Raw genomic sequence first — 25,308 nt, 5'->3', positions numbered from 1 at the left:
GTTCAAGTGGGGCATCTCAGCGACCAAAAGTGCAAGATCGGCGCGACGGTGGGGGGTGGGGTGGGGTTAGGGAAGGGTTTTGAGGACTTTCTCGTAGTGGGGGCGGTCGGCGAGGGGGGTCGGTGCCTCGAGGTAGTTGAGTACCACGGTGCCGCTGCGGTAGGCGGCTCCGCTCCACCGCTCGGCCAGGTCACCGGCACTGCTCTCGTCGGGGAAGACGTAGACGGCCACGTTGTCGGTCACGACCAGCTCCGAGCACCCCAGCCCCAACCCGTCTGGTCCGCAGTCGACTGACCGGTCCCGGACGTTTGCCGCCTTGAGCCCGGCCGCCCGGAACGCCGCCACGACCTCCCGGCCGGTCGGCTCGCCGGCCTGGCGCGGTGGCAGCACCACCGGCGGCGGGCTCGGTGGACGCCGTTCGGTGGTGCCGTCGACGTTCGGTCCGGCCGTCGCCGGTCGGGACGCCGGCGGTGGATCGGCACTGCCCGGGGCGGCGTTGCCCGGGGCTGCCGGGGTCGCCTCGCCGGTCGGCGGAGATGCGGCGTCCGGTGGGGCCGGAGCGGCCGACGGGCCGCCGACGGTCGGTGTCGGTGCGGCGGCGGACGGCGCGTCCTGGTCGGCACCGCAGGCGGCGAGGGACACGGTGGCCATGAGCAGAACGACGGTTGGCAGTATCCGGTGACTCACCCACGCAGTCTGTCCAACCGGGACCGCCACCGGCAGTGGCCGGTCGGTCAGCCACGCTGTCGGCTTTCCGGCAACGGATCATCGACGTCACGGGTCCGCCGGGTCGGCGGATACGGGCGTACGATCCGGTGCCGTGACCAGCAGCGCTGCCCACGAGTCCCGACCACCGGCCAAGGTCGTCTCGCTGACCACCGACTACGGCCTCGCCGACGGCTTCGTGGCGGCCTGCCACGGGGTGATCGCCCGCGTCGCACCTGCGCTGCGGGTCATCGACGTGACTCACCTGGTGCCGCCGGGTGACGTCCGGCGGGGCGCTGCGGTGCTGGCCCAGACCGTGCCGCACCTGCCGCCGGGGGTGCATGTGGCGGTGGTCGACCCCGGGGTCGGTACGAGCCGCCGGGGTGTCGCGCTGGGCACCCCCGCGGGCCTGCTGGTGGGCCCCGACAACGGCCTGCTGCTGGACGCCGCCGAGGCGCTCGGCGGGGTCAATGGGGCGGTGGAGCTGACCAATCCGCGCTGGCTGGCGCCACGGGTGTCGGCCACCTTCCACGGGCGGGACGTCTTCGCGCCGGTCGCGGCCCGCCTGGCTCTCGGTGCCCCGCTGGCCGAGGCCGGCCCGCCGGTCGACCCGGCGACGCTGGTGCGGCTGCCCGAACCGCTCGTCCGCCGGCTGCCGGACGGGTTCGTCGCCGAGGTGGTGATGGTGGACCATTTCGGCAACGTCCAGTTGGCCGCCCCGGCCGAGCTGCTGGACCCCCTGCCGGCGCGGGTGCGGGTACGCCCGGCGACCGGCGAGCCGACGGCGCACGACCCGACCGGCGAGCCGACGGCGCACGACCCGACCGGCGAGGACGGCCCGGCAAGTGCCGGCCGGTGGGAACGGGACGCGGTGCACGGACGTACGTTCGGCGACGCCCCGGTCGGTGCCCTGGTGGCGCACGCCGACTCCGCCGGCCGGGTCGCGCTCTCCGTCAACGGTGGACACGCCGCCGAACTACTCGCGGTGGTCCCGGGTACGCTGCTGCGGGTCCGGGGTTGCGGCGTCGTGGGGGACGCTACCGGACAACACGGATGAAGCGTCTACTGTGGAAAGCTGTCAAGGTGGATGATCGCTGGGTTCCCGCCGCTTGTCCCTGCTGCGCGTACCGGACCGGCGGTGGCACCTGCCCGGTCTGTTTCTGGACAGATGACGGTCAGGGCGACGCCGACGCGGACGTCGTACGCGGCGGGGCGAACGGGGACCTGAGCCTGTCGCACGCCCGCCTGAACTTCGCCGTCTACGGTGCCTGCCACCCTCGGTACCAGGAGTTGGTGCGCACGCCGAGGCCGGAGGAACTGCCCTGAACCAGCCGGTACGGGCAGCCCCCGGCCCACGCTGACACGACGAGCCGAGCCGGGCCGGCCTGGGAGGATGCCGACCCGGCTCGGAATGCCGGTCTCAGCAGAGCGGCACCGACCCGCCCCAGACCGTCGAGATGTACGCGTGGCTGACGAACTGCCCGCTGGCCAGGCGGTTCCACCGGCTGGTCGTACGGTAGGGGCCGGCGATCGTCTGCCCGGTCACGTAACACTGGATCGGCACGTTGGCGTACTGCGCGGCCAGGCCCCGGGACTGGTATCCGGTGCCGGGGCCCGATCGCACGGTCAGTGGCCCGTCACCGACCACCCCTCGGGGGCCGGTGCCGGTCCACAGGTACGCCACGTCGACCCAGGCGTTCGTGGACAGCTGCAACCCGTCCCAGAACGTCCCGTCGGCGAGGTCGATGCCGGCCGGATTGAGCACCACCCGGCCGAACTGGTCCCGCCCGCCGTTGTAACCGTTCTGGTAGGCGGCCTGCGCCTGCGGTCTGCCCTGCGGTAGCGCCTTCCAGTTCTCCCGCACCGCGCTGAGGTTCCAGTAGTCGTCGCGGGTGTTCCACGGGCCCACGTCCCAGACCGGGGCGTACTCGCAGCGGCTGCCGGTGATGGTGCAGACCCGCACGGTGTAGTCGCCGGTGTTGCGTGGCGACAGCCCCCGACGGGAGGGCAACGCGACGAAATGGTCCCGGGCGCGGACCGTGTGCCCGTTCGCGGTCAGCTCGCCGACCAGTCCGATCCGGGTCGCGTACACCCGGTAGGTCAGGCCGGGGGTGGCGGCGGTGATGGCGGCGACCGTGTCGGCGGTGAGCCGGACGGCGCGGACCTGGGTGCTGGCACCGGAGGGGCTGCCGGTCAGCACCACCCGGGCCTGTACCCGACGGACCGGCCGGTCGAAGACGGCCGCCGGCGCGGCGTCGCGCCACTCGGTCCAGCCGGCCGTCCGCCAACCGCGGACCTGGACGATCGCGGTGGCACCGGGCCGGGCGACGCTGGTGACCTGGGCGCGGATGCGGGTGGCCGGGCGACTGAGGGTACGCGGTGCGGCCACCAGCATGCCCTCGGCGACCGCACTACGCCGGGCGGGCACGCCGGGTGGCCGGGCGTCGGCCAGGCGCAGGCCCGCACGGGTGTGTCGCACGTTTACGTCGTCAGCATCGACGACCGACAGGTCGGCAGTCCACCGGTCGGCCCGGCCGGCCGACGAGGCGGAGTCGGGATGGACGGTGACGGCGAGGACGGTGACCAGGACGAGGGCCAGGACGGAACTGCGGGGACGATTCATCGGCATTCTCCTCAGAACTCTCCGATAGTGCCTATATCCGGAGATCGAACAGAAGCGCCATACAAATAGCGATACATGTGAATTGCGCTCGGGTGAGGGAGAATGGTGCCGTGCCCGAAGGTGACACCGTCTGGAACACCGCCCGCGTCCTGGAACGCGCCCTGGTCGGCACTCGGCTGACCGGCAGCGATTTTCGGGTGCCCTCGCTCGCCACCACCGACCTCGCCGGCTGGTCGGTACGCGACAGCGCGAGCCGGGGCAAACACCTGCTGCTCCGGCTGGACGCCCCCGCCGGCACCGGCGAATCGCGCTGGACGCTGCACTCGCACCTGCGGATGGACGGCACCTGGCGGGCGTACGCCCCCGGGGAGCGGTGGACGGCTCGGCCGGCGCACCTGATCCGGGTGGTGCTCCGCGCCCCGGTCGCGACCGCCGTCGGTTACCACCTGCACGAGGTGGCGCTGGTGCCCACCGCCGACGAGGGGCGCCTCGTCGGTCACCTCGGCCCCGACCTGCTCGGCGCCGACTGGGATCCGGCCGAGGCCACCCGTCGGCTCACCGCCCACCCGGACACCCCGGTCGGTGTGGCCCTGCTCGACCAGCGCATCCTGGCCGGCGTCGGCAACCTCTACAAGTGCGAGGTGCTGTTCCTCCGCGGCATCCACCCCCGCACCCCCGTGCGGGAGGTGCCCGACCCCGTTGGCCTGGTGATCCTGGCGCAGAAGTTGCTTGCCGCGAACCGGGGTCGCTGGACGCAGAGCACCACCGGCTCGCTGGGGCGTGGCCGGACCAGCTACGTGTACGGGCGACGGGCGCAGCCGTGCCGGCGTTGCGGCACCGCCATCCGCAAGGAGGAGCTGGGCGACCGGGTCACCTACTGGTGCCCCACCTGCCAGCCGGGTGATCCGGCCTGATCCGCGTACCGGTCACTCGCCGGGCCGGGCCGCGAGGCCGCATCTTCCACCCGGCGGACGGGCTGCCGCCGTGCATCTTCCACGCGCCGGTCTGGGCAGGTCGGAGCCGGTGGACGGCCGGTCACGCGACGGGCGCGGAGTGGCGGCGACGACACGCCGGCAGCTCGGCAGATTGGCACGAAAGGGGACTTCCTAACCGGCCACCCTGCGTCGCATGCTGCGGTTGAGGCTCACGGAACGTCAGCACGCGCGTCCGCGCCGCCACGTCGGGGTGGTGGCCGTCGCGCCCCGATCACCGGGAGAGCCATGACCGTGTTCCGCAGACTCCGGTCGACCTGGCTGGACCGCGTCGCCCGCACCGACCAGCCGGGCACACCGAGCGCCGTCCCCAGCACCCGGACCGCCCCGGACACGGAGAACGGCACGCACACCCTTCCCGACACCGACGGGACCGGTCCCGACGACACCGGTGCGGGCGCACCGGCGCGGGCACCGGCGGCACCCGAGCCGCCGCATCCGGAACCGGCACCGTTCGGACCGCCGCGCCCCGGGCCGGCGAGTCTCGACCCGGCGGCGATACCCCGCTGCTTCGGCCCGACGCCGAACCACGCCTACAGTCCGCTGCCCGTGCAAGACGAGGACGGGCAGGTGGTGACCGGCACCGGGTTGCGCAAGTTCGTCGACCCGCTGCCCGGCCTCGGCCCGCTGGGGCGTACCCCGCTCGGCGCCCACCTGCCGGTCGCCGTGCCCGACACGATCACCTATCCCGGTTGCGACTACTACGAGATCGGGTTGCAGGAGTACACCCAGCGGCTGCACCGGGACCTGCCGACGACCCGACTGCGCGGCTACCGCCAGCTCAACCTGGGCACGAACCCGGACGGGCACAACACGGTCGCCCCGCCACGACGACCCTGGCATCTCGGTCCGGTCGTGCTCGCCCGACGCGGCCGGCCGGTACGCATCAAGTTCATCAACCAGCTGCCCACCGGCGACCTCTTCCTGCCGGTCGACCCGACGGTGCCCGGCGCCGGCCCGGGGCCCCTCGACGGACCGGCACCCTACCCCCAGAACCGGGCCGTGCCCCATCTCTGCGGCGCGCACACCGGCTGGATCAGCGCCGGCAGCCCATGGCAGTGGATCACCCCGGCGGGTGAGATCACCCCCTACCCCACCGGGGCCAGCCTGGCCCACGTGCCGGACATGACCCACCCGGGGCAGGGCGCCACCACCCGCTACTACCCGAACGACCAGAGCGGGCGCCTGCTCTGGTTCCACGACAACACCGTCGGGCTCTCCCGGTTGACCAGCTACTCCGGTCAGCTCGCGCTCTACCTGCTCACCGACGACGCGCAGGAGCGGCTGATCGCCGACGGGACGCTGCCGGCCGAGCAGTTGCCCCTGGTCTTCGAGGACAAGACGTTCGTGCCGGACGACGCCCAGCTCGCCGCCCAGGACCCGACCTGGGACCGGGACCGGTGGGGCGCCCGCGGCTCCCTCTGGCACCCGCACGTCTACCAGTCCCGCCAGAACCCCTACCGTCGCGACGGAATCAACCCGACCGGCCGGTGGGACTACGGGCCCTGGTCGCGTACCGCCGCCGCCGACCCCTCCGCCACCGCCGCCGCCGTGCCCAATCCGCACCACGACCCGGTCACCGACCCGGACGAGCCACCGGAGACTCCCGGCGTGCCGCACCCGAGCGCCGTGCCCGCCGCGTACGGCGACACGGTCCTGGTCAACGGCGCCGCGTACCCGTACCTGGAGGTGCAGCCGAAGGTCCACCGGTGGCGGATCCTCAACGCCTGCACCGACCGCTGGCTCAACCTTCAGCTGTACCGGGCCGCCTCTGACGCACCGATGTGGACGCCGGAGGGCGCTCTCGCCGACGCCGCCGCCGGTGAGGTGCCGATGGTCGACGCGGTACGCGTCCCGGACCGGCCGGCGGACTGGCCCACCGACGGGCGGCCCGGCGGCGTGCCGGACCCGGCGGCGGCCGGCCCGGAGATGATTCGGATCGGCAACGAGAGCGGCCTGCTGCCGGCACCGGTGGTCGTGCCGAACCGGCCGATCGGCTTCCGCTACGACCGACGCGACCCGACCGTGCTCAACGTCGACGGCCACGCGCTGCTGCTCGCCCCCGGCGAGCGGGCCGACGTGCTGGTGGACCTCGCCACCGTCGAGCCCGGCACCACCCTGATCCTCTACAACGACTGCCCCGCCCCGCTGCCCTGCTTCGACCCCCGCTACGACCACCACACCGGCGGGGCCGACCGGACCGCCGAGGGCGGCGCACCGCCGACCGTGCCCGGGTACGGCCCGAACACCCGCACCCTGATGCAGCTACGGGTGACGGGCACGCCGGCAACGCCGTACGACCTCGACCGGCTGCGGGACCGCCTGCCCGGCGCGTACGCGGCCAGCCAGCGTCCGCCGGTCGTGCCGCAACCGGCCTACGACCCCTGCTTCGGCACCACCAGCGCCCCCACCCGGATCCCGGTGCACGCCACCACCGTCGAGTTCACCCCGCCCGGCGGCGCGCCGGTCAGCCTGCCGCTGAACCTCAAGTCCGTGCGACAGGTCTTCGAACCCGAGTACGGCCGGCTCACCGCCCGGCTCGGCGTGGCACACCCACACGACGGACCACGAGGCGGGGCCACCCTGCCGCTCGGTCCCACCGAACCGGCGACCGAGGTGGTGCATGCCAGCGACCCGGCCCTGTCCGTCGGCACACCGGGCGACGGCAGCCAGCTCTGGCGGGTACGCGGCTCCGGGCGGCAGAGCCATCCGGTGCGGTTCGACGGCCTGGACGTGCAGGTGATCGGCCGGGTCGGCCGGGACGGCACGATCCGGCCACCGCACCCCGGCGAACTCGGCTGGAAGCAGGTGGTACGCGTTGATCCCGGTGAGGACGTGCTGCTCGCGCTGCGCCCCGAGGCACCGGCCCTACCGTTCAAGATCGGCGACAGCGTACGGCTGCTCGACCCGACCCGACCGGCCGGCACCCGGCTCGACTCCACCCCGATCAGCCCGGTCGACGGGCGGCCCGCCGCAGTGGTCAACCAACTTGTCAACCTCGGTTGGGAGTACCGCTGGGGCAGTGCGGCGGCCGGCCACCGGGACCTGGGCATGAGCCGGCCGCTGGTGGTGCGGGTCTCGCCCCGGGCACCGACCGGGCTCACCGCCGCACCGGCCCCCGGCTCGGCAACCGCGCTGCCGGCGATCACCCTTGCCTGGACCGGCAACGGCAGCCGCCCACCGGCCACCAGCCACCTGCTACAACGGGCCACCGACGCGACCTTCACCAACGGGCTGACCACCATCACCGTGGCGGCCACCGCGACCCGCTACACCGACGCCACCGTCACCCCGGGCGTCAGCTACCACTACCGCATCCGTGCCGAGAACGCGACCAGCTGCTCCACCTGGTCCAACAGCGTTCCCGCGTCGGTGCAGCTCACCGCGCCGGCCAAGCTGACCGCGACAATTCCACCCGCCGCACCGCTGCGGGTCGCCCTACGCTGGGCCAACCATTCCTTCGCCACCGGCATCGACGTGCAACGCGCCACCAACCCGACCTTCACCAGCGGGCCGGGCACCACCGCGATCAGCGTCGGCGACAACCACCTGGACCCGGCCGTCGCGCCCGACACCACCTACTACTACCGGGTGCGCACCACCTACCTGGGTGCCGCCTCGCCCTGGTCCACAGTGGCGACGGTGACCACCCCACCCGCCCCCGGCACACCGACCTCGGTCAGCGTGGCCACCACCGCTCCCGGCCCGGACACCGCGACAGTGGTGCTGGGCTGGTCCGCCAGCACCCCCGCCGGCCAGGGCGCCGGCTTCACCGTGGAGCGGGCCCTGGACCCGGCGTTCACCCGGGAACTGGCCACCTTCACCGTCACCGGCCGCGGCTTCACCAACACCGGCCTGGCCCGGGGCGTCACCTACCACTACCGGGTGCGCTCGTTCAACGTCGTCGGCGCCTCCCCGTACACCGGCCCCATCCCAGTCACCACCCCATCCTGACCGGCGGTCTCGGCCTGTCGCGCGACCCAGCCGGTTGTTGACCAAGAGATTCTGGTCTCAGTCGTGGCCAGATCCCGACGCAAACTTCTTGATCAACGCGACGGTCAGGGGGTGGGGGCGGGGCGGGAGACGGTGCGTAGCTCGGACAGGGCTGAGGCGAAGCCGTGGAGGAGGTCCGTCGCTTCGGTCAGGCGGGCGGCGGCGGGGTGTTCGGTCTCCGGGCGGTACTCCTCGGCTAGGTAGCCGGCGGCGGCGACCACCAGGCGCTCGTACGCCGCCACGCCCGTCTCCAACTGCCCGGTGAGCGCGCGGTGCGCCTCGGCCAGCGGTGGCTTCGCGTCGGCGGGGGCAAGGCGTACCGCGCGTTCCACGCTGGCGACCCGGTTGGCCAGCTCGCGCAGGGAATGCTCGGCGGCGGAGGCTTCAGCGACGGCCGGTTCGGCGAGGCCGGTCAGCCGGCCCGACATGGAGGCCATGGTCGCGGCGGCCCGGTCCAGGCGCTCCCACGGCTGGGCGGCGGTGGTGCCGCGCAGCGCGGTGCGGGAGCGGACCCGACGCACCTCGGCCAGCACACCGGCCCCGGCGGGGAGTCGTTCCACGGCGGCGACCAGGCGGGCCCGGTTACGGGCGGCCACCTGGGCCGGATCCAGCGGTGGCGGGGCGGGTTGGGCGGCGAGGGCCCGCAGATCGATCCAGCGCCAGGCGGCCAGGGCGGTGGCCGCGCCCGCGGTGGCGGCCCAGGCCGCGTCGGCCAGACCAATCCCGGCGTACGGGGTCAGCACCGCTGTCGCGCCACCGAGCCCGCCAGCCAGGACGCTCCACCGGCGGGCGGAGCCGCGCAGCCTGCTCAGCCGGCGGAAATACCGGGTGCGCTCGTCCGCTGCCACCGTGGCCTCCTCGATTCTCCGCTAAGTGGGCGATCTCCGCTCAGCCGGCGGCCGTGGTGTCGCCGGTGCCGCGCTCACGGCTCATGCTGGCGCGGATCTCGTCGAGCCGGGCCACCCCCGGATCGGCCGTGGTCGGCTGGTCGGTGACGGCACCACGGTCAGCGCCCGCGCCGAGCTGGTCGCCGGCCATGCTGGCGCGGATCTGGTCCAGCCGGGCGGAACCGGCCGTGTCCAGGGTCGCCTTCTGGATCTCCAGCATCCGACCCTCGGTGGAGTTGCCGGCCAGTTCGGCGCGGCCCATGGCGTTGGCGTAACGGCGTTCGATGCGCTCGCGTACCTCGTCGAGGGTGGGGGTGCTGCCGGGAGCGGTGAGCGCCGACATCGACTCCAGCGAGGCGGCGACGCTCTCCTGCATCTTGGCCTGCTCCAGCTGGCTGAGCAGCTTGGCGCGCTCGGCGAGCTTCTGCTGGAGGATCATGGAATTGTTCTCCACCGCCCGGCGGGCCTGCCCGGCGGCGGCCAGCGCCTGGTCGTGCAGGGTCTTCAGGTCCTCCGCGGACTGTTCGGCGTTGACCAACTGGGTGGCCAGGGTCTGCGCGGACTGCTCGTACCGCCCGGCCTCGGCCTCGTCGCCCTTGGCCCGCGCCTGGTCGGCCAGGACCAGCGCCTGGCGGGCATTGGCCTGCAAGCGCTCGACGTCGGACATCTGCCGGGACAGCTTCATCTCCAACTGCCGCTGGTTGCCGATCACGGCGGCGGCCTGCTGGACGAGCGCCTGGTGCTGCCGGTGCGCCTCGTCGATGGCCTGCTGGAGCTGCACCTTCGGGTCGGCGTGCTCGTCGATACGGGCGCCGAAGAGCGCCATCAGGTACTTCCACCCCTTGACGAACGGGTTCGCCATCTCCGCGGTATCCCCTCAATCACGTCGCTACGCCTGCCCCACCCCCGGGGAAATCGGCTCGGCTACCGGCGATGGTGGTTCCATCGTCCCAGCCGGGCGCCAACACGGCATCCGTACCGGCGAGAGGGGACGTCCGCGATCAACCCTACGCGGCGGGAGCTACCGCGACCATCGGCCGCGAGGCTCAGGCGGCGCAGACCACGTCCCGGTCGCTGCGGTCGGCGGGTCGGACCCGGGCGCTGCGCAGCGTGGCCTTGAGCGGAGAGTCCTGCCGCACCGAGACGGCGACGTTGCCGTCCGAGGTGACCTGGCGTACGCCCCGACCGGTGGCCTTGTGCACCGACGCGGCGGCGACCGGCGTCGACTCGGCCGGCTCGTCCTGCACCGGCACCAGCACGCCCGGCATCTGTTCGGCGAGCGCGACCGTGTCGCTGACCTCGCGCAGCAGCTCGGAGAGGCGGGCACCCAGCGCGTCGCAGATCGCCGCGAGCAGTTCGCTGGAGGGCTCCTTCTGGCCGCGTTCGATCTCCGACAGGTAGCCCAGGCTGACGTTGGCTGCGGACGAGACCTCGCGCAGCGTGCGGTGCTGCCCCTGCCGGCGCGCCCGTAGTGCGTCACCGATCACCCGGCGTAGCAGGACCATCGCACCTCCCCTGAGGGACACAGTTCGCCCGGCCGACCGGCCCTGCGGGAGCACCGGCTGTCGGAGCTTTCCCGCAACCGTACCCGCTGTGCGCCGCCACGACATCCCGCCCCGCCCGGTCATCCCACGGCCGCCGCCGACCGCTCGATCGATCGGTGGCCGCGCAGTTGTCCGACACGCCGGGACAACGGCGCCTGAAGTGCCATCGAGCAGCGCCGTCGGAGAACAGCGCCGTCGGAGAAGAACAGCAACGTCGGAGAAGAGGGGCAGCGGGATCAGGTCGGAACCTGGATGTGGTCGGCCAGCAGGCGCAGGGCCTCGGTCACGGCCGCACCCCGGACCTGGTCGCGACCACCGTCGAGGTCGAGTTGCCGAACCTCGGTGCCGTCCGGGCCGGCGACCGCGATGAAGACCAAGCCGACCGGCTTGCCGTCCTGCGGTTCCGGTCCGGCCACACCGGTGGTGGCCAGGCCCCAGTCGGCACCACAGCGTCGCCGCCCACCCTCGGCGAGTGCCTTTGCCACGTCGGCATCGACCGGGCCACGCTCCGTCAGCAGATCCGCCGGTACGTCAGCCAGCCGCTCCTTCAGCTCGGTGGCGTAGACCACCAGCCCGCCCCGGTAGACGGCGCTCGCTCCGGCGATCTCCACGACCGTGGCGGCCAGCAGGCCTCCGGTCAACGACTCGACGGTGGCGAACGTCTCCCGCCGCTCGGCGAGGCGGTGCACCACGCCCGCCGCCGCCGCGCCCATCGAACCCTCGCCCTCGCGTACACCCATGATCTGCATCCTTCCCGGCCCTGGCGTGGTCTACGCGTCGCAACGCCGTTGACCCGCTCTCACCCCTAAGTGCGACGCAACCGGGCGGCCTGGGCGATGTAGTCCAGCCCGGTGACGAGGGTGACCGCGACCGCCGCGCCCATGATCCAGGGCCCGATCGGGGTCAGGGCGGCCGGCATCGGCCACAGGTACCAGGTGATGGCCAGCACCTGGAGTGCGGTCTTGATCTTTCCGCCCCGGCTCGCGGCGATCACGCCGCGGCGGATCACCCAGAACCTCAGGGCCGTGATCCCCAGCTCCCGGGCCAGGATGACCGCCGTCACCCACCAGGGCAACCGGTCGTACCAGGACAACAGCAGCAGGGCGGCGCCGGTGAGCGCCTTGTCGGCGATCGGGTCGGCCACCTTCCCCACGGCGGTGACCAGCGCGAACCTCCGCGCGATCCACCCGTCGACCAGATCCGTCACCGAGGCCACGGCGAAGATCACGCAGGCGATGACCTGCCATCCGGCGTGGGTCATCCCCGACATGACCACCGAGGCGGCGAAGACCGGTACGAGCGCCAGCCGCAGCGCGGTCAGGGCGTTGGCGGCGTTCACCACGGGAACCCGGGCCACCACCGGCACCGCAGGCGACTCCGTCGCCCCGGTCATCGAATCGCCCCGCTCGGGTGGCGCACCCGGCACCGCACCTCGTGCCTCCTCCGCCTCGTCCCAGCCCACCGTCACCGCGCCGCGCCGGGCGCGGCGGAGATCATCTCATCCGGCACGGCGAGCAGGTCGACGCCCTCGGTACCGGTCACCGTGGCGCGGACCAGGTCTCCGGGGCGCAGCGCGGCCAGGTCGACGCCGCCGTCGTCGGGGGCGACCAGGGTGGTCGACCCGTCCACCTCCGGTGCCTGGTGTGCGGCCCGTCCCTCGACGACCCCACCGTCGACCGAGTCGACGAGCACCTCCACCGTCGAGCCGAGGCGGTCCTCGGCCCGCTGCGAACACAGCTCGTCGGCGAGCGCGCTGAGCCTGTCGTACCGGCGTTTGATGGTGGCGGCGGAGACCTTGCCGGACAGTCCGGCCGCCTCCGTGCCGTCCTCGTCGCTGTAGTCGAAGACGCCGATCGCGTCGAGCCGGGCCTCGGTGAGGAACCGCACCAGCTCGTCGATGTCGCCCCGGGTCTCGCCGGGGAACCCGACGATGAAGTTGCTGCGTGCCCCGGCCTCTGGCGCCAGCTGCCGGGCGGCGGCGAGCAGTTCCAGGAAACGGTCGGTCGAGCCGAAACGACGCATCCGGCGCAGCACCGGCTCGCTGGAGTGCTGGAACGACAGGTCGAAGTAGGGTGCCACCCCCGGCGTGCCGGCGATCGCCTCGATCAGCCCGGGCCGGGTCTCGGCGGGCTGGAGGTAGCTGGCCCGCACCCGGACGATGCCGTCGACGGCGGCGAGTTGGGGCAGCAGCTTCTCCAGCGCGCGCGGGTCGCCCAGGTCCTTGCCGTACGAGGTCGAGTTCTCGCTGACCAGCACGAGTTCCCGGACGCCGCTCTTGGCCAGCCACTCGGCCTCGGCGAGCAGCTCGTCCGGGGTACGCGAGACGAAGGCGCCCCGGAAGGCGGGAATGGCGCAGAACGCGCATCGCCGGTCGCAGCCGCTGGCCAGCTTGAGCGAGGCCACCGGGCCGCTGTCCAACCGGCGACGCAGCACCGTACGCAGGTGGGCCGGGGTGTGCTCGTCGACGTCGGTGTTGCGGCCGTGCCCGGGCAGGGAGACCGCGCTGTCGCGCCGCGCGACCGGGGTCAGCGGCAGCAGCTCACGCCGGTCGCGGGGGGTGTGCGCGGCGACCTCCCGGCCGGCCACCACCGCGTCCAGCCGGGCGGCGATGTCGGGGTAGTCGTCGAAGCTGAGCACCGCCTGCGCCTCGGGGAGGCTGTCGGCCAGTTCCCGGCCGTACCGCTCGGCCATGCAGCCAGCGGCCACCACCTTCGCCCCGGTGTCGGCGGCGGCCAGCAGCGTCTGGATGGAGTCCTGCTTGGCCTTCTCCACGAACCCGCAGGTGTTGACGACCACCACGTCGGCGCCTTCGCCGTCGGTGGTCACCTGCCAGCCGTCGGCGTGCAGGCGGGCGGCCAGCTCCTCCGAGTCGACCTCGTTGCGGGCACAGCCCAGGGTCAGCAGTGCGACCCGGCGACCATCGGGGGAAGGCGAGGAGGTGGCAGACACCATCCGAGGGTACCGGGCGGCGGAGCCCACACCGGCGACGGCGGTCTGCGCCGGGTCGGGTCAGACCGCCGTGGCGAGGATCCGGACCACGCGGTCGAGCAGGAAGACCTCGGTGCCGGCCAGACCGACCGAGCAGAAGACCGAGATCTGGTCCGCGCCGGTCCTACCGGGTGCCCTGCCGGCCAGCACCGCGCCCAGGTCGCGCAGCCGGGAGGCGTACGGCGGCAGCGCGGCGAGCATCGGCGGGGCGTACGACATCGCCTGCGCCACCGAATCACTGGCCAGCACGGCGGCCGCGTCGAGCAGGTCGGTGCCGAACTCCGCGCGGTCCACCTGCTTGAAGCCGACCGCGTTGACGTGGGTTCCGGGGCGCAGGTCGGCAGCGCTCAGCACCGGTGTCGGGCTGGTGGTGGCCAACACCACCACGTCCCGGTCGCGTACCGCCTCCCGGGCGGTGTCCACGGCGCGGGCCGGGATGCCGAGTTCGGCCCACACCCGGGCGGCGAACGCCTCCCGACGCGCCGCCGAGCGGCTGTGCACGGTCACCTCCCGCAGGCGTCGCACGGCGGCGGTGGCCCAGACCTGGGTCCACGCCTGACCGCCGGAACCGATCACGCCGACGGTGGCCGCGTCCGCGCGGGCCAGCGTGTCCACCGCCACCCCGCCCAGCGCACCGGTGCGCCGGGAACCCAGTTCCTCCCCCACGGCCACAGCCCGTACCGCGCCGGTCCGCCCGTCGTGCAGCACCACCACCTGCTCGGTCTCCGGGTGCCCGAACGTGTCGTACGCCCGGTATCCGTACCACTGCCCGACGAGGTGCCCGGCGGTGAGCACCATCCGGCCGGCGCCGAGCGACGCGGCGGCCCGGGGCGGCGCGACGAGCCGCCCGTCGTACGCGGCGAGCAGGGCCTGACGCATCGCGTCGACCGAGGTCGCTGCGTCCAGCGCGGCGGCGACCTCCGGATCGGAGATGAGCACGGTCACGGATCCATGGTGCAGCTTGAAGCAAGCTTGAAGTCCATCCCGGGTGATCCGTCTCACCCGGACACCCCTCGACCCGGTGCTACGGTCGATTCCGGCGGCCCGCGTGGCCGCCCCGGACGAGTCGTGGGCGTACCCGGTCAGGCAAGACGCCCCGGATCATGGACCCGACTCGTCCCGGCCCCGGTGGCCGGGCCACTGCCGAAGAGGTGACCCGATGGCCTGGATCGTGCTGGTGCTCTCCGGACTGCTCGAAACGGCCTGGGCGATCGCCCTGGACCGCTCCGCCGGATTCACCCGACCCGTCGCCTCGGTGGTCTTCGCGATCACACTGGTGCTGAGCATGGCCGGGCTGGCGTACGCGCTGCGGGAGATTCCGGTTGGCACCGGCTACGCGGTGTGGGTCGGCATCGGCGCGGTCGGCACCGCCGTCGTCGGCATGGTGGCGCTCGGCGAGCCGGCCAACCTGCCCCGCCTGCTCAGTTTGCTGCTGGTGGTGGCCGGCGTGGTCGGGCTCAAGCTGTTCCACTGAGTCGCGGGCGGGTGGCGAGTCTGCACGGCGTGGGCGTGACGAACGTCCGTAGTGGGTAGAGACGCGGACAGCAGACCTGAGACTCATCCCTTGGAGGAAGACATGGCCACCAGCACCGTCCGCTCGACCAGCGCCGCCCGCATCTGCACCATTGTGGGTTTCGTGTGCGCGGTACTCGCGCTGCTGCTCAACCCGGTCCTCTTCGGAGTCATCGGTCTGGTCCTCGGCGTCGTCGGCGCGGTGCTCGGTGACAAACCGCTCGGCTGGTACGCCGCCGCGGCCAACGTGGTCGCCATGCTGCTGAGCATGCTGATCCTCAGCGCCCTCTGATCCCGCCGACCTCGACGGCCCGCCGCATTCCGCGGCGGGCCGTCTCCATGACCTGTTTCACCCCTGCGTTGAGTTCCCGGGCGGGAATTCACCTTGAGTAACGAAGGTTGGTCAGCCGTGGTCGGCGACCAGGACCCGGTTGCCGTCCGGGTCGCGGACGATCGCCATCCGCTCGCCCCACGGCTGCGTCTGCGGCTCGGCGATCACCTCCACGCCCGCCCTGGCCAGCCGGGCCAGCGCCGCGGCGCAGTCCGCGACGTACACCCAGAGGGTTGCCGGCCCGGCGGGCTGCCCGTCGGGCTCCTGACGCCCGATGCCCAACTGACCGTCACCGAAGCGCAGCGAGACGTACGCGGCCTCCCCGGTCTCCGGGAAGCGGTACTCGACGCGGCGGCCCAGCAGGCCCTCGTAGAAGCGCAGTGCGGCGTCCAGATCGGCGGCCGTGATGATCGGAAACAGCTCGCTGGCCGGTGCCGTCGGCTCAGCCATCGCCGCCCCGCAGGCCCTCCAGGACCTCTTCCAACTCGTCCGGCTTGACCAGCACGTCGCGCGCCTTGGAGCCCTCCGAGGGGCCGACCACGCCCCGGGTCTCCATCAGGTCCATCAGCCGGCCCGCCTTCGCGAAGCCGACCCGCAACTTGCGTTGCAGCATCGAGGTCGAGCCGAACTGCGAGGTGACCACCAGTTCGACCGCCTGCACCAGCAGGTCCAGGTCGTCGCCGATGTCCTCGTCGATCTTCTTCTTGCTGTCCTGCGCGGGGGCCAGCACGTCCGGGCGGAACTCCGGCTCACGCTGGTCCTTGCAGAACTTCACCACATCGTTGATCTCGCGCTCGGTGACCCAGGCACCCTGGATCCGCACCGGCTTCGAGGCCCCCATCGGCAGGAACAGCCCGTCACCGCGCCCGAGCAGCTTCTCCGCGCCCGGCTGGTCGAGGATGACCCGGGAGTCGGCAAGCGAGGAGGTGGCGAACGCCAGCCGGGACGGCACGTTGGCTTTGATCAGGCCGGTCACCACGTCGACCGAGGGCCGTTGGGTGGCGAGCACCAGGTGGATGCCGGCGGCCCGGGCGAGCTGGGTGATCCGCACGATCGAGTCCTCGACGTCGCGCGGGGCCACCATCATCAGGTCGGCCAACTCGTCCACGATCACCAGCAGGTACGGGTACGGACGCATCTCCCGCTCACTGCCCGGTGGCGCCTTGATCTCGCCGTTGCGCACCTTCCGGTTGAAGTCGTCGATGTGCCGGACCCCGTTCGCGGCGAGGTCGTCGTAGCGCATGTCCATCTCTCGGACGACCCATTCGAGCGAGTCGGCCGCCTTCTTGGCGTTCGTCACGATCGGGGTGACCAGGTGCGGGATGCCCTCGTAACCGGTCATCTCGACCCGCTTCGGGTCGATCAGCAGCAGCCGCACCTCGTCCGGCGTCGCCCGGGTCAGAACCGACACGAGCAGCGAGTTGAGGATGCTCGAGTTATGGGTCGGTATGCAGGCCAGGCTGGCCAGGTACATGTGGCTCGGACTGTCCACCTGGATGCACCGGACAGGCACCGACGGTACCGGCCGCACATCAACGATGTACCGCCGCGATGTCGTGGACCGGGTGGCCACCACCTGCCGGCTCAGCTTACGGCTGAGCCGGAACACCTTGTCCTTGGGAGTGAAGCGAATCCGGTAACAGGTGGAGGTGGTCGGCTTCCTTCCCCGAACGGCCTTCGTTGTCATCGTCGCCTGGTAGCCGAGGCTGAGGATGAGTTCGAGAGCGTCCCGGGCAAGCCGGTCGTTTGTGAGCGCCAGTTCCACACCGCCCCGCTTCGAGACGGTGCCATCGGTGTCCAGCAAACCAGCCAGCAGAGCTCGCCGCTGCGGCTCGGAGGCCCTCAGATAGGGCGGAGGGATGTGCTTCTCCCCGATATCCCGGAAGAGAGCACGCATCGTCCGGTACGCCTCCCGGCCGGGACCGGGCGGTATCGGTGAGGTGATGGCGCCAGATTGTCCACGCTGCTTCCGCGCGAGATACACGGCTGTGGTCGAGACGCCGACGTGGCTGGCCGCCGCCGGCCCACTCATGCCCTGATCTACGAGCAGTAGAGCTTCTGCGACACGTCGATCGCGGTCGTGACGGTTCGAGATGGTGTAGTGAAGCTTGCTACCCGGATGCTTGGTCAGCATGTAACCGTCCAAGCGGATCTGATCGAGGATCTCGTCGTCCGCGGAGGTAAGCATGGCAGAACCGGTCGTCCCGTCACCCAACCAGCAACCCAGGGTGTAGGGCTCGATAGGCAGTTCCTGTTCGGTGCAGCTCAACGGACCGGCCACGTCCACCGCGTGGTTGGCCCACTGCTTGTTCCGTCCGACCCGCAGGGTCGCTGCAATGCTTGCCGTCGTCACTGTGCCTCGGTCGTGATGCTCCCTGCCGCCTGACCGACCAGGGTCGTTCACCCGCATGTACAGAGCCTCGTACACCTGATGGCGGGAGTAGGTGGAAACCCAACGAGTGATCAGACGACCGTCTCGCTCATACCGCGCACGGCCGAGCGTCGGCTGCTTCTGCATACTCCCGAGAATCCGGTATAGAACGTTCCGGAACTGCGGTCCGAGTTCCGTCAAGATTTCTCTGCTCGACACTGGGCGATCCGGCTCCGCCAGTACCTTGGCCAACCGGCCGGAGATCAGGCCGCGATCCTCCGGCGACCAGTAGGACCCGTCCTTCCACCCATGCCTGCGCTGAGTGCGCCCGGCACGCGTCGTCGTACGCCATTCGTGGTTGGCGTCAGCCACGATCACTGTGCCGTCGGAGAACTCGACCTCGTAGCACGGCCGGCCAAGCATCGTAGGCGTGGCGGCCACCACCGTGCATGGCCGGCCCTGCTCGTCGAACACCCGGTCCCCCACACGCAAGTCGCCCATGGTTGACCAGCCCTCAGGCGTGGCTATCGGCGTGTCCAGGGCTAGAGCCTTGCCCGCGCCGGTGGCCCCCGCGATCAGGATGTGCGGCATCTTCGCCAGGTTGGCCACCACGTAGCCGCCCTCGATGTCCTTGCCGAGGGCGACCACCATCGGATGGTGGTCGCTGGTGGCGGCGCGCGAGCGCAGCACGTCGCCGAGGGCCACGTTCTCCGGGTCGGTGTTCGGGATCTCCACACCCACCGCGCTCTTGCCCGGGATCGGGCTCAGGATGCGCACGTCCGGGGACTTCACCGCGTACGCGATGTTGCGGGAGAGTTGGGTGATCCGCTCGACCTTGACGCCGTGGCCCAGTTCGACCTCGTAGCGGGTCACCGTCGGACCCCGGGTGAAGCCGGTCACCGCCGCGTCCACGTCGAACTGGTCGAAGACGCCGGTGAGCGCGGCGATCACCTCGTCGTTGGCCTTGCTGCGGGTCTTCGGGGCGGCCCCACTGCCGAGCATGTTCGACGGGGGCAGCGTGTAGTCGCCGGCCAGGCCGGTCAGCGCGAGTTGCTCGGCCCGGGTCGGCGCGGGCGAGTGCTCCGGCGGCTCGGCGGGCTTGCGGCTGGCCGGCACCCGGGACGGCGCCTTGCGCGGCAGGACCATGGTCTCCTGCAGGTCCGCGCCGTCCAGGTCGTCGAACTCGTCCGGGTCGACCGGCGGCGCCGTGCGCTTGGTGGGGCGTCGCCGGGCCGGTGTCGCGGGCGCCTCCGTCGTCTCCGGGTCGTCCTGCCCGACCATGCTGCCGGCCAGCAGACCGAGCCGCTCGGGGATCTTGTTGATCGGCGTCGCGGTGACCACCAGCAACCCGAACACCAGCAGCAGGACAAGCAGCGGCACCGCCACCCAGGCGGTGACCGCCCGCTCCAGCACGCTGCCGACGCCGGCGCCGATCAGGCCACCGGCGAAGTCCCGCTCGCCCGGGCCGGCCGGCTGCTGGCCGATGTGCAGCAGTGCCGCGGTGGAGACCAGCATGGAACCCCAGCCGACCAGCCCCCGCCCCCGATGCTCGGGGTCGCCGGGCTGACGCATCAGCCGCCATGCGCCGATGCCCAGCAGCACCGGCACCACGATGGAGATCGCACCGAGGAAGAGTCGCACCGTGTCGGCCAGTCGGGCACCGACCGGGCCGGCCGCCGAGAACCAGATCGCGCCCGCACCGAGCAGGGCGAAACCGATGAGCAGCAGGCCGGCGCCGTCGCGGCGGTGCTCCGGGTCGAGATCGCGGGCCGAGGCGGCCTGCCGGCCGGCGGCGCGCACCGCCCAGCCGACCCCGTTGGCCAGCCCCATCCACAGCGCCTGGATCGCCCGACCGACGTACGCGGCCGGGCCCGGCCCCCTCGTCGAGGTGCGGCGCCGCACCGGCGTACGGGTCTTCTTGGCCGGCTGGCGGGCACGACTGTTCGTGCTGCCACGCGGCGACGCGCCGCGCCGCCGACTCGCCTGAGGGGTACGGCCCGCCATAGCATCACCGTAACGGCGGGCCGGGTGATTGGCCGGTCATCGTGGTCGCTCCGCGTGTCGCAACGTGGTCCCCGCCGCCTGCCGTGATATTCGCCTCGCGAGGGAGTGTCCGATGGGGTCGCCGGAATTCGAGGACCGTGCCGGCGACCCGTTGGCGGGTCATCCGTCGACGCTGCGGCCGCTGACCCGGCAGCTCGTCTCCGCCGTGCTGAGCCACCGCGGCGACACCGTGGCCGACGACGCCGACGGTGCGCTGGTGGGCAGGTGGGCGCAGGGGCACATCTGGTTCCTCCGCGCCGGCGACGCCGGGGAACTGCTCCAGGTACGCACCGTCGCCGCGCCCGCCTTCGCGGTCGAGGACGTGCCGCGGCTGCACGACTTCTGCAACACCTGGAACCGTGACCGGTTCTGGCCGAAGGCGTTCGTGCACGTCGACGACGCCGGTCAGGCCCGGGTCTGCGGCGAGGTCATCACCGACCTGGAGAGGGGCGTCACCCCGCACCAACTGGACCGGCTGCTCGACCGGGGCATCTCGGCCGGCTGCCGGCTGGCCGACGAGGTGGGCCGGCTCGCGGGAACGGGACGCCCGTGACGGGGCCGGTCCCCGGCGGCCGTAGGAGCCGCGGCCGGGCCCACGTCAGCGGCCGGGCGGCCGACGGCGTACGCACCGACCGGCGGACCGCCGCCGCCCTCGCCGACGCGAGGGACATGCCCGACGGCGAGGTGCGCGTCGGCGAGTTGGAACGGATAGCCGCTCTCGCCGAGGCGGATGGCGATCGGCGAACCGCCCTGGACGCCTGGTCCGAGCTGGTCGAGACGCACCTGCGCGGCGGCGAACGGTGGCGGCTGTTCGAGCCGGTCCGGCGTTGCCTGCGTGCGGCGGAACCGGACGACGACACGCTGCGCCGCTATCGGCGGTACGCCGTCGAGGCGCTGCTCGGCACCCCGCGCATCGGCCTGGACCAGGCTCGCGGCGTACTGCACGGGCTCACCGAGGAAGGTGGCGAGGCGAACGCGGCGCTGGTGGCGCAGCTGCGGTGCCGGATCGCCGACCACGTGGGCGACGAGCCCGCCGCCCGACGCTGGCTGGCACGGTGGCGGGCCGGGGCACCCGACCCGGCTGCCGGGTGCCCCGACTGCCTGCCCGTACGGCAGGCGGAGTTGCTGGCCGGCTGGGGTGACTGGGCTACCGCGCTCGACGTGCTCGATCCGCTGCTCGACGCGCCGGCCGGCTGCACCGCCCAGCCGGAGGCGGCCCTGGCCGCGGCGCTGCTGCCCTGGCTGTGGGCGGGCCACGCGCAGCGGGCGGGCCGCGCGCACGTACGGGCGTACCGGCGGCACCGGGCGGAACCCGACGGTTTCGGTTACCTCGCCACCCACCTGCGCTTCTGTGCACTCGGTGGGTACCTCGACCGCGGTGTGGAGATCGTCGTCGAGCAGCTGCCCCGACTGGACCGGCCGCACGAGGATCTGTCCGTAATGGAGTTCGCCGCGGCGGGGGCGCTGGTCTGCGCGCTGGCGGGCGAGACGGCCGCCGACCGGGTGGTGCGCCGGCCGGCGTACGGTGGGCGACCGGCGGCAGAGGTCACGGTGGGCCAGCTCGGTGCCGAACTGCTCGCCGTCGCGACCACGCTGGCCGGTAGCTTCGACGCCCGCAACGGCACCGGGCACCAGTCCGGCCGGATGGCCGCCTGGCTGGCCGAGCGTCCGCTCGCCCCGGCGGTGCCGCTGCCCGCCGACGAGGAGTTCGAGTCGGCCGACGAGTTCGGGCCGGACGGGGAGCCCGACGACCGGCCGGGACCGGACGGCGGTGGCACCGAGTTGGCCGGCGACGAGGTCGGCGCGTTGACCGTGACCATGATCACCGACGCGCTGGACCGGCGGGGTGACGGCTACACCGTCGACGCCGCCGGCACGGTGCTGGGACGCTGGGGCGACGCGGTGATCCAGTTCCGGCGGGCCGGAGAACGCCACGACATCCTGCACGCCCGGGTGGTGGCCGGGCGTCGGCTGGCGGCCTCCCGGCGCACCGAGGCGTACGCCTTCTGCAACGCGTGGAACCGGGACCGGCTGCTCCCCAAGGCGTACGTGCACGATCCGGGCGACGGTGAGCTGGTGCTGGCCGGCGAGGTGACCACCGACCTGGCGTACGGTGTCGCTCCGGATCAGGTCGCGGTGCTTGTCGACGCGGCGGTCCGCACCGGTGTGGCGTACGCGGCGGCGGTCGCCGCCCTACCCTGACCCGTCCCGGCCGGGCGCGGAACAGCACCCGGCCGGGATCGGCGGATCAGCGCCGGCTGCTCAGGGCGCGGAAGTTCTGCGTGGTGAGCAGGGTCAGGTTGTTGCGCTGGAGGATCTCGTTGACCGGCTGGTAGAACGTGGTGCCACCACGGACGCAGTCGCCGGATCCACCGGAGGTCACGCCCTGCGCCTGGTTACCTGAGATCCACGAGCCACCGGAGTCACCGGGTTCGGCGCAGACGTTTGTCCGCACCAGCCCGCTGACCAGCCCTTCCGGGTAACGGACGGTGGCGTTGCGGGCCTGCACGGTGCCGCAGCTGACGCCGGTGGTGGAGCCGGAGCGGCAGATCGACGAACCCACCGGCACCTCCTGCGAACCGGCCACCCGGGCCACCCCGCCCCGGAAGTCGGTCACCTCCGGCAGCACCCTGGTGTTGTTGTTGACCTGCACGAAGGCCCAGTCGTCACCGGGGAACGACGAGGCCCGGAAGACGCCCTGCGGTGCCCGGTCGGCACCGGTGGTGCGGGCACCGACCCGCCCGCAGTGTCCCGCGGTGACGAAGCCACCAGTCACCGCGAAGCCGACCGAGCAACGGCCGCTGCCGACGAAGAACGGCTCGCCACCGCGTACGTCGGCGAAGAGCCGTGGCTGTTCCTCGGTGGCCATCCGCACCGCGGTCCGCGGCACGCCGGCGCGGGCCACGAAACGCCACCCGGCCGCCTCCGCGCCCGGCTCCGCGAGCACCACGACGGTGTTCGAGGCGACGTCGACGTACCAGCCGGAGACCTGTCGGGCGCGGGCGGCGGTACGGTCCATCCGGGTCTTGAGGGTGTCGAGCTGGCCGACCCCACGCTCGACCACCTTCGGCACTGCCCCGGCGGCCCGGACCCGCTGTGCCTGTGCCTCGTCGGCGACCGCCACGTTGAGTTCGCTGCCGTCGGCGCTGAGCCAGCTGCCGCCGTAGGCCGCGCCGAGGTCCGCCCGGAGCCGGTCGACCACCCCGGAGGCCCAGCGTTCGGTCTTCAGTCGCGCGGCCACCTGCGACTCGTCCAGCCGCAGGTCCCGTCGCATCGCCTCGACCACGTCCGGGTCGGCGCCCTCTACCGCCCCGCTGGTCGGTGCGCCGACCGGCGCGCCACCGTCACCGGCGAACGACGGCAGGGCGACGGCCGCCGCCGCGCCCAGAGCCGCCACCGCGACACCGATGGCTGTCAATCGTCTGCGGTCCATCCGCCATGCTCCTCCCGGCTGGCGCGGTCACGCCTGCCGGCTCGGAGTACGGGCAAACCGCTCGAACGGTTGAACTCGCACGCCGATCAATCGATTTGCTGACGCCAATGGGCCACCACCCGCCGGGTGCGGTGGCCCATCGGAACCGGTCCGGTACGCGCGGTGTTCAGACCTCGACGACGGTGGGAACGATCATCGGGCGACGACGGTACGCGTCGTTGACCCAGCGGCCCACGGTGCGCCGGACGATCTGCTGGAGCTGGTGCGGGTCGGTGATCCCGTCCGCGGCGGCCCGGTTGAGCGCCTCGGTCACCAGCGGGATCACCGCGTTGAACGCCCCCGGATCCTCGGAGAAGCCCTTGGCCGAGACGGTCGGACCGGCGACCACCTTGCCGGTGACCGAGTCGACCACGACGGTCGCGGCGATGAAGCCACCGTCGCCGAGGATGCGCCGCTCGGTGAGCAGTGACTCGCTGACGTCGCCGACGGCCAGGCCGTCGACGTAGACGTACCGGCTCTTGACGTGACCCACCAGGCTGGCCCGCCCCTCCACCAGGTCGACCACGTCGCCGTCCTCGCAGAGCACCACCCGGTCCGCCGCCACGCCGGACTCGATGCCCAGCCGGGCGTGCGCACGCAGGTGCCGCCACTCACCGTGCACCGGCATCAGGTTGCTGGGCCGGACCACGTTCAGCAGGTAGAGCAGTTCCCCGGCCGGGGCGTGCCCGGAGACGTGCACCTTCGCCACGTCCTTGTGCACGACCACCGCACCGGCCCGGGCCAGCCGGTTGATCACCCGGTAGACGGAGGTTTCGTTCCCCGGCACCAGCGACGAGGCGAGCACCACCGTGTCGCCGGGTGCGATGGTGATGTGCCGGTGATCACCGCTGGCCATCCGGCCCAGGGCACTCATCGGCTCACCCTGCGAACCCGTGGACATCAGCACGATCTGCTCGGGCGGCATCGAGGTCGCCTCGTCGAGCCCGACGACCAGGCCGGCCGGGATGTTCAGCAGGCCCAGATCCCGCGCGATGCCCATGTTGCGGACCATCGACCGACCGATCAGAGCGACCTTGCGACCGTGCTCGAGAGCCGAGTCGAAGACCTGCTGCACCCGGTGCACGTGGGAGGCGAACGAGGCGACGATGATCCGGCCCCGGGCCTTCGCGAAGATCGCGTCGAGGACCGGACCGATCTCCCGCTCGGGCGTGACGAAGCCAGGGATCTCCGCGTTCGTGGAGTCCGACAGCAGCAGGTCCACGCCCTCGGCGCCGAGCCGGGCGAAGCCGGCCAGGTCGGTGATCCGGCCGTCCAGCGGCAGCTGGTCCATCTTGAAGTCGCCGGTGTGCAGCACCAGCCCGGCCGGGGTCCGGATGGCCACCGCGAGCGCGTCGGGAATCGAGTGGTTCACCGCGAAGAACTCACACTCGAACGGGCCGAGCCGCTCCCGGCCGCCTTCCCGCACCGTCAGCGTGTACGGCTGGATACGCCGCTCGGCCAGCTTCGCCTCCACCAGCGCGAGGGTGAACTGCGAGCCGACGAGCGGAATGTCGGGCTTGTGTGCGAGCAGGTAGGGCACCGCACCGATGTGATCCTCGTGGCCGTGCGTCAGCACGATCGCCTGGATGTCATCGAGCCGGTCGAGGATCGGGCCGAAGTCCGGCAGGATCAGGTCGACACCGGGCTGTTCCACGTCCGGGAAGAGCACGCCGCAGTCGACGACCAGCAGCTTGCCGTCGTACTCGAAGACGGTCATGTTCCGGCCGATGGCGCCGAGCCCGCCGAGCGGTATGATCCGCAGTCCGCCCTCCGGCAGCGGCGGTGGAAGTTGGGCCTCCTCGTTGTGCGCCTCGGTCACGCGTTCACCTCATTCTGCGACGCCGTCA

Annotated in this window: 20 protein-coding genes, 1 pseudogene and 1 riboswitch; of the genes and pseudogenes, 8 read left to right on the top strand and 13 right to left on the bottom strand. The window is 72.4% G+C overall.

The window, feature by feature from the left end:
- Positions 1-66: 66 nt before the first annotated feature.
- Positions 67-687, bottom strand: coding sequence for a hypothetical protein (locus ACFY2A_RS06425; RefSeq protein WP_387169214.1), 621 nt, complete (start codon positions 685-687; stop codon positions 67-69).
- Between the two features lie 133 nt (positions 688-820).
- On the opposite strand from ACFY2A_RS06425, the gene ACFY2A_RS06420 reads away from it, so the two are divergent.
- Entirely contained in the window at positions 821-1,762 is a 942-nt protein-coding gene (locus ACFY2A_RS06420; RefSeq protein WP_387169211.1) for an S-adenosyl-l-methionine hydroxide adenosyltransferase family protein, read from the top strand.
- Between the two features lie 26 nt (positions 1,763-1,788).
- On the top strand, positions 1,789-2,031 hold the full coding sequence (locus tag ACFY2A_RS06415) for a CPCC family cysteine-rich protein (RefSeq protein ID WP_210937277.1): 243 nt from the start codon (positions 1,789-1,791) through the stop codon (positions 2,029-2,031).
- Positions 2,032-2,125: 94 nt separating this feature from the next.
- Here the strand turns inward: ACFY2A_RS06415 and ACFY2A_RS06410 are convergent, their stop codons facing one another.
- On the bottom strand, positions 2,126-3,328 hold the full coding sequence (locus tag ACFY2A_RS06410) for a hypothetical protein (protein ID WP_387169208.1): 1,203 nt from the start codon (positions 3,326-3,328) through the stop codon (positions 2,126-2,128).
- Positions 3,329-3,438: 110 nt separating this feature from the next.
- Between ACFY2A_RS06410 and ACFY2A_RS06405 the strand changes: the two genes are divergently transcribed.
- The gene (locus tag ACFY2A_RS06405; protein WP_387169205.1) at positions 3,439-4,242 is read left to right on the top strand and encodes a zinc finger domain-containing protein; all 804 of its coding nucleotides are present in this window, start codon (positions 3,439-3,441) and stop codon (positions 4,240-4,242) included.
- A gap of 306 nt (positions 4,243-4,548) precedes the next feature.
- A complete protein-coding gene (locus ACFY2A_RS06400; protein ID WP_387169202.1) occupies positions 4,549-8,274 on the top strand; it encodes a hypothetical protein in 3,726 nt (1,241 codons plus the stop codon).
- Positions 8,275-8,378: 104 nt separating this feature from the next.
- Here ACFY2A_RS06400 and ACFY2A_RS06395 read toward each other — a convergent pair whose 3' ends face one another.
- The 7 genes from ACFY2A_RS06395 to ACFY2A_RS06365 all read right to left on the bottom strand — a co-directional run bounded on the left by ACFY2A_RS06395 (position 8,379) and on the right by ACFY2A_RS06365 (position 14,677).
- On the bottom strand, positions 8,379-9,161 hold the full coding sequence (locus tag ACFY2A_RS06395) for a hypothetical protein (RefSeq protein WP_387169199.1): 783 nt from the start codon (positions 9,159-9,161) through the stop codon (positions 8,379-8,381).
- A 40-nt stretch (positions 9,162-9,201) separates the two neighbouring features.
- Positions 9,202-10,062: a PspA/IM30 family protein gene (locus ACFY2A_RS06390; protein WP_363917166.1), complete on the bottom strand. Its 861-nt coding sequence runs from the start codon at positions 10,060-10,062 to the stop codon at positions 9,202-9,204.
- 184 nt (positions 10,063-10,246) lie between these two features.
- Positions 10,247-10,705, bottom strand: coding sequence for a helix-turn-helix transcriptional regulator (locus ACFY2A_RS06385; protein ID WP_363917164.1), 459 nt, complete (start codon positions 10,703-10,705; stop codon positions 10,247-10,249).
- A gap of 275 nt (positions 10,706-10,980) precedes the next feature.
- The gene (locus ACFY2A_RS06380; RefSeq protein WP_387169195.1) at positions 10,981-11,484 is read right to left on the bottom strand and encodes a CinA family protein; all 504 of its coding nucleotides are present in this window, start codon (positions 11,482-11,484) and stop codon (positions 10,981-10,983) included.
- Positions 11,485-11,549: 65 nt separating this feature from the next.
- On the bottom strand, positions 11,550-12,137 hold the full coding sequence (pgsA, locus tag ACFY2A_RS06375) for a CDP-diacylglycerol--glycerol-3-phosphate 3-phosphatidyltransferase (RefSeq protein WP_387169191.1): 588 nt from the start codon (positions 12,135-12,137) through the stop codon (positions 11,550-11,552).
- 71 nt (positions 12,138-12,208) lie between these two features.
- Entirely contained in the window at positions 12,209-13,696 is a 1,488-nt protein-coding gene (rimO, locus tag ACFY2A_RS06370) for a 30S ribosomal protein S12 methylthiotransferase RimO (protein WP_387169188.1), read from the bottom strand.
- 57 nt (positions 13,697-13,753) lie between these two features.
- A complete protein-coding gene (locus ACFY2A_RS06365; RefSeq protein ID WP_387169185.1) occupies positions 13,754-14,677 on the bottom strand; it encodes an ornithine cyclodeaminase family protein in 924 nt (307 codons plus the stop codon).
- Positions 14,678-14,767: 90 nt separating this feature from the next.
- Positions 14,768-14,833, top strand: a riboswitch (guanidine-III (ykkC-III) riboswitch).
- A gap of 58 nt (positions 14,834-14,891) precedes the next feature.
- On the opposite strand from ACFY2A_RS06365, the gene ACFY2A_RS06360 reads away from it, so the two are divergent.
- Positions 14,892-15,206, top strand: a complete 315-nt coding sequence (locus ACFY2A_RS06360) for an SMR family transporter (RefSeq protein ID WP_363917154.1) — start codon at positions 14,892-14,894, stop codon at positions 15,204-15,206.
- 102 nt (positions 15,207-15,308) lie between these two features.
- Complete coding sequence (locus ACFY2A_RS06355) at positions 15,309-15,536, top strand: hypothetical protein (protein WP_164445641.1); 228 nt, start codon at positions 15,309-15,311, stop codon at positions 15,534-15,536.
- 111 nt (positions 15,537-15,647) lie between these two features.
- Here the strand turns inward: ACFY2A_RS06355 and ACFY2A_RS06350 are convergent, their stop codons facing one another.
- Entirely contained in the window at positions 15,648-16,025 is a 378-nt protein-coding gene (locus ACFY2A_RS06350; RefSeq protein WP_387169181.1) for a VOC family protein, read from the bottom strand.
- Between the two features lie 10 nt (positions 16,026-16,035).
- Positions 16,036-19,950, bottom strand: a pseudogene (locus tag ACFY2A_RS06345) (DNA translocase FtsK 4TM domain-containing protein); the annotation flags it as partial.
- A 112-nt stretch (positions 19,951-20,062) separates the two neighbouring features.
- On the opposite strand from ACFY2A_RS06345, the gene ACFY2A_RS06340 reads away from it, so the two are divergent.
- Entirely contained in the window at positions 20,063-20,542 is a 480-nt protein-coding gene (locus ACFY2A_RS06340) for a YbjN domain-containing protein (RefSeq protein WP_363917149.1), read from the top strand.
- Positions 20,543-20,658: 116 nt separating this feature from the next.
- Entirely contained in the window at positions 20,659-22,191 is a 1,533-nt protein-coding gene (locus tag ACFY2A_RS06335) for a YbjN domain-containing protein (protein ID WP_387169503.1), read from the top strand.
- A 46-nt stretch (positions 22,192-22,237) separates the two neighbouring features.
- Here the strand turns inward: ACFY2A_RS06335 and ACFY2A_RS06330 are convergent, their stop codons facing one another.
- Both ACFY2A_RS06330 and ACFY2A_RS06325 read right to left on the bottom strand, forming a co-directional pair.
- Positions 22,238-23,422 (bottom strand): S1 family peptidase, encoded by a 1,185-nt coding sequence (locus tag ACFY2A_RS06330; protein WP_387169176.1) that lies wholly within the window; start codon positions 23,420-23,422, stop codon positions 22,238-22,240.
- Between the two features lie 166 nt (positions 23,423-23,588).
- Positions 23,589-25,280, bottom strand: coding sequence for a ribonuclease J (locus ACFY2A_RS06325; protein ID WP_387169173.1), 1,692 nt, complete (start codon positions 25,278-25,280; stop codon positions 23,589-23,591).
- Positions 25,281-25,308 lie beyond the last annotated feature (28 nt).

Source organism: Micromonospora sp. NPDC000442 (assembly GCF_042898635.1).
Taxonomy (GTDB): Bacteria; Actinomycetota; Actinomycetes; order Mycobacteriales; family Micromonosporaceae; genus Micromonospora.
Note: the sequence above shows the minus strand (reverse complement) of the source record. Positions and strands in the feature narration are given on the sequence as shown.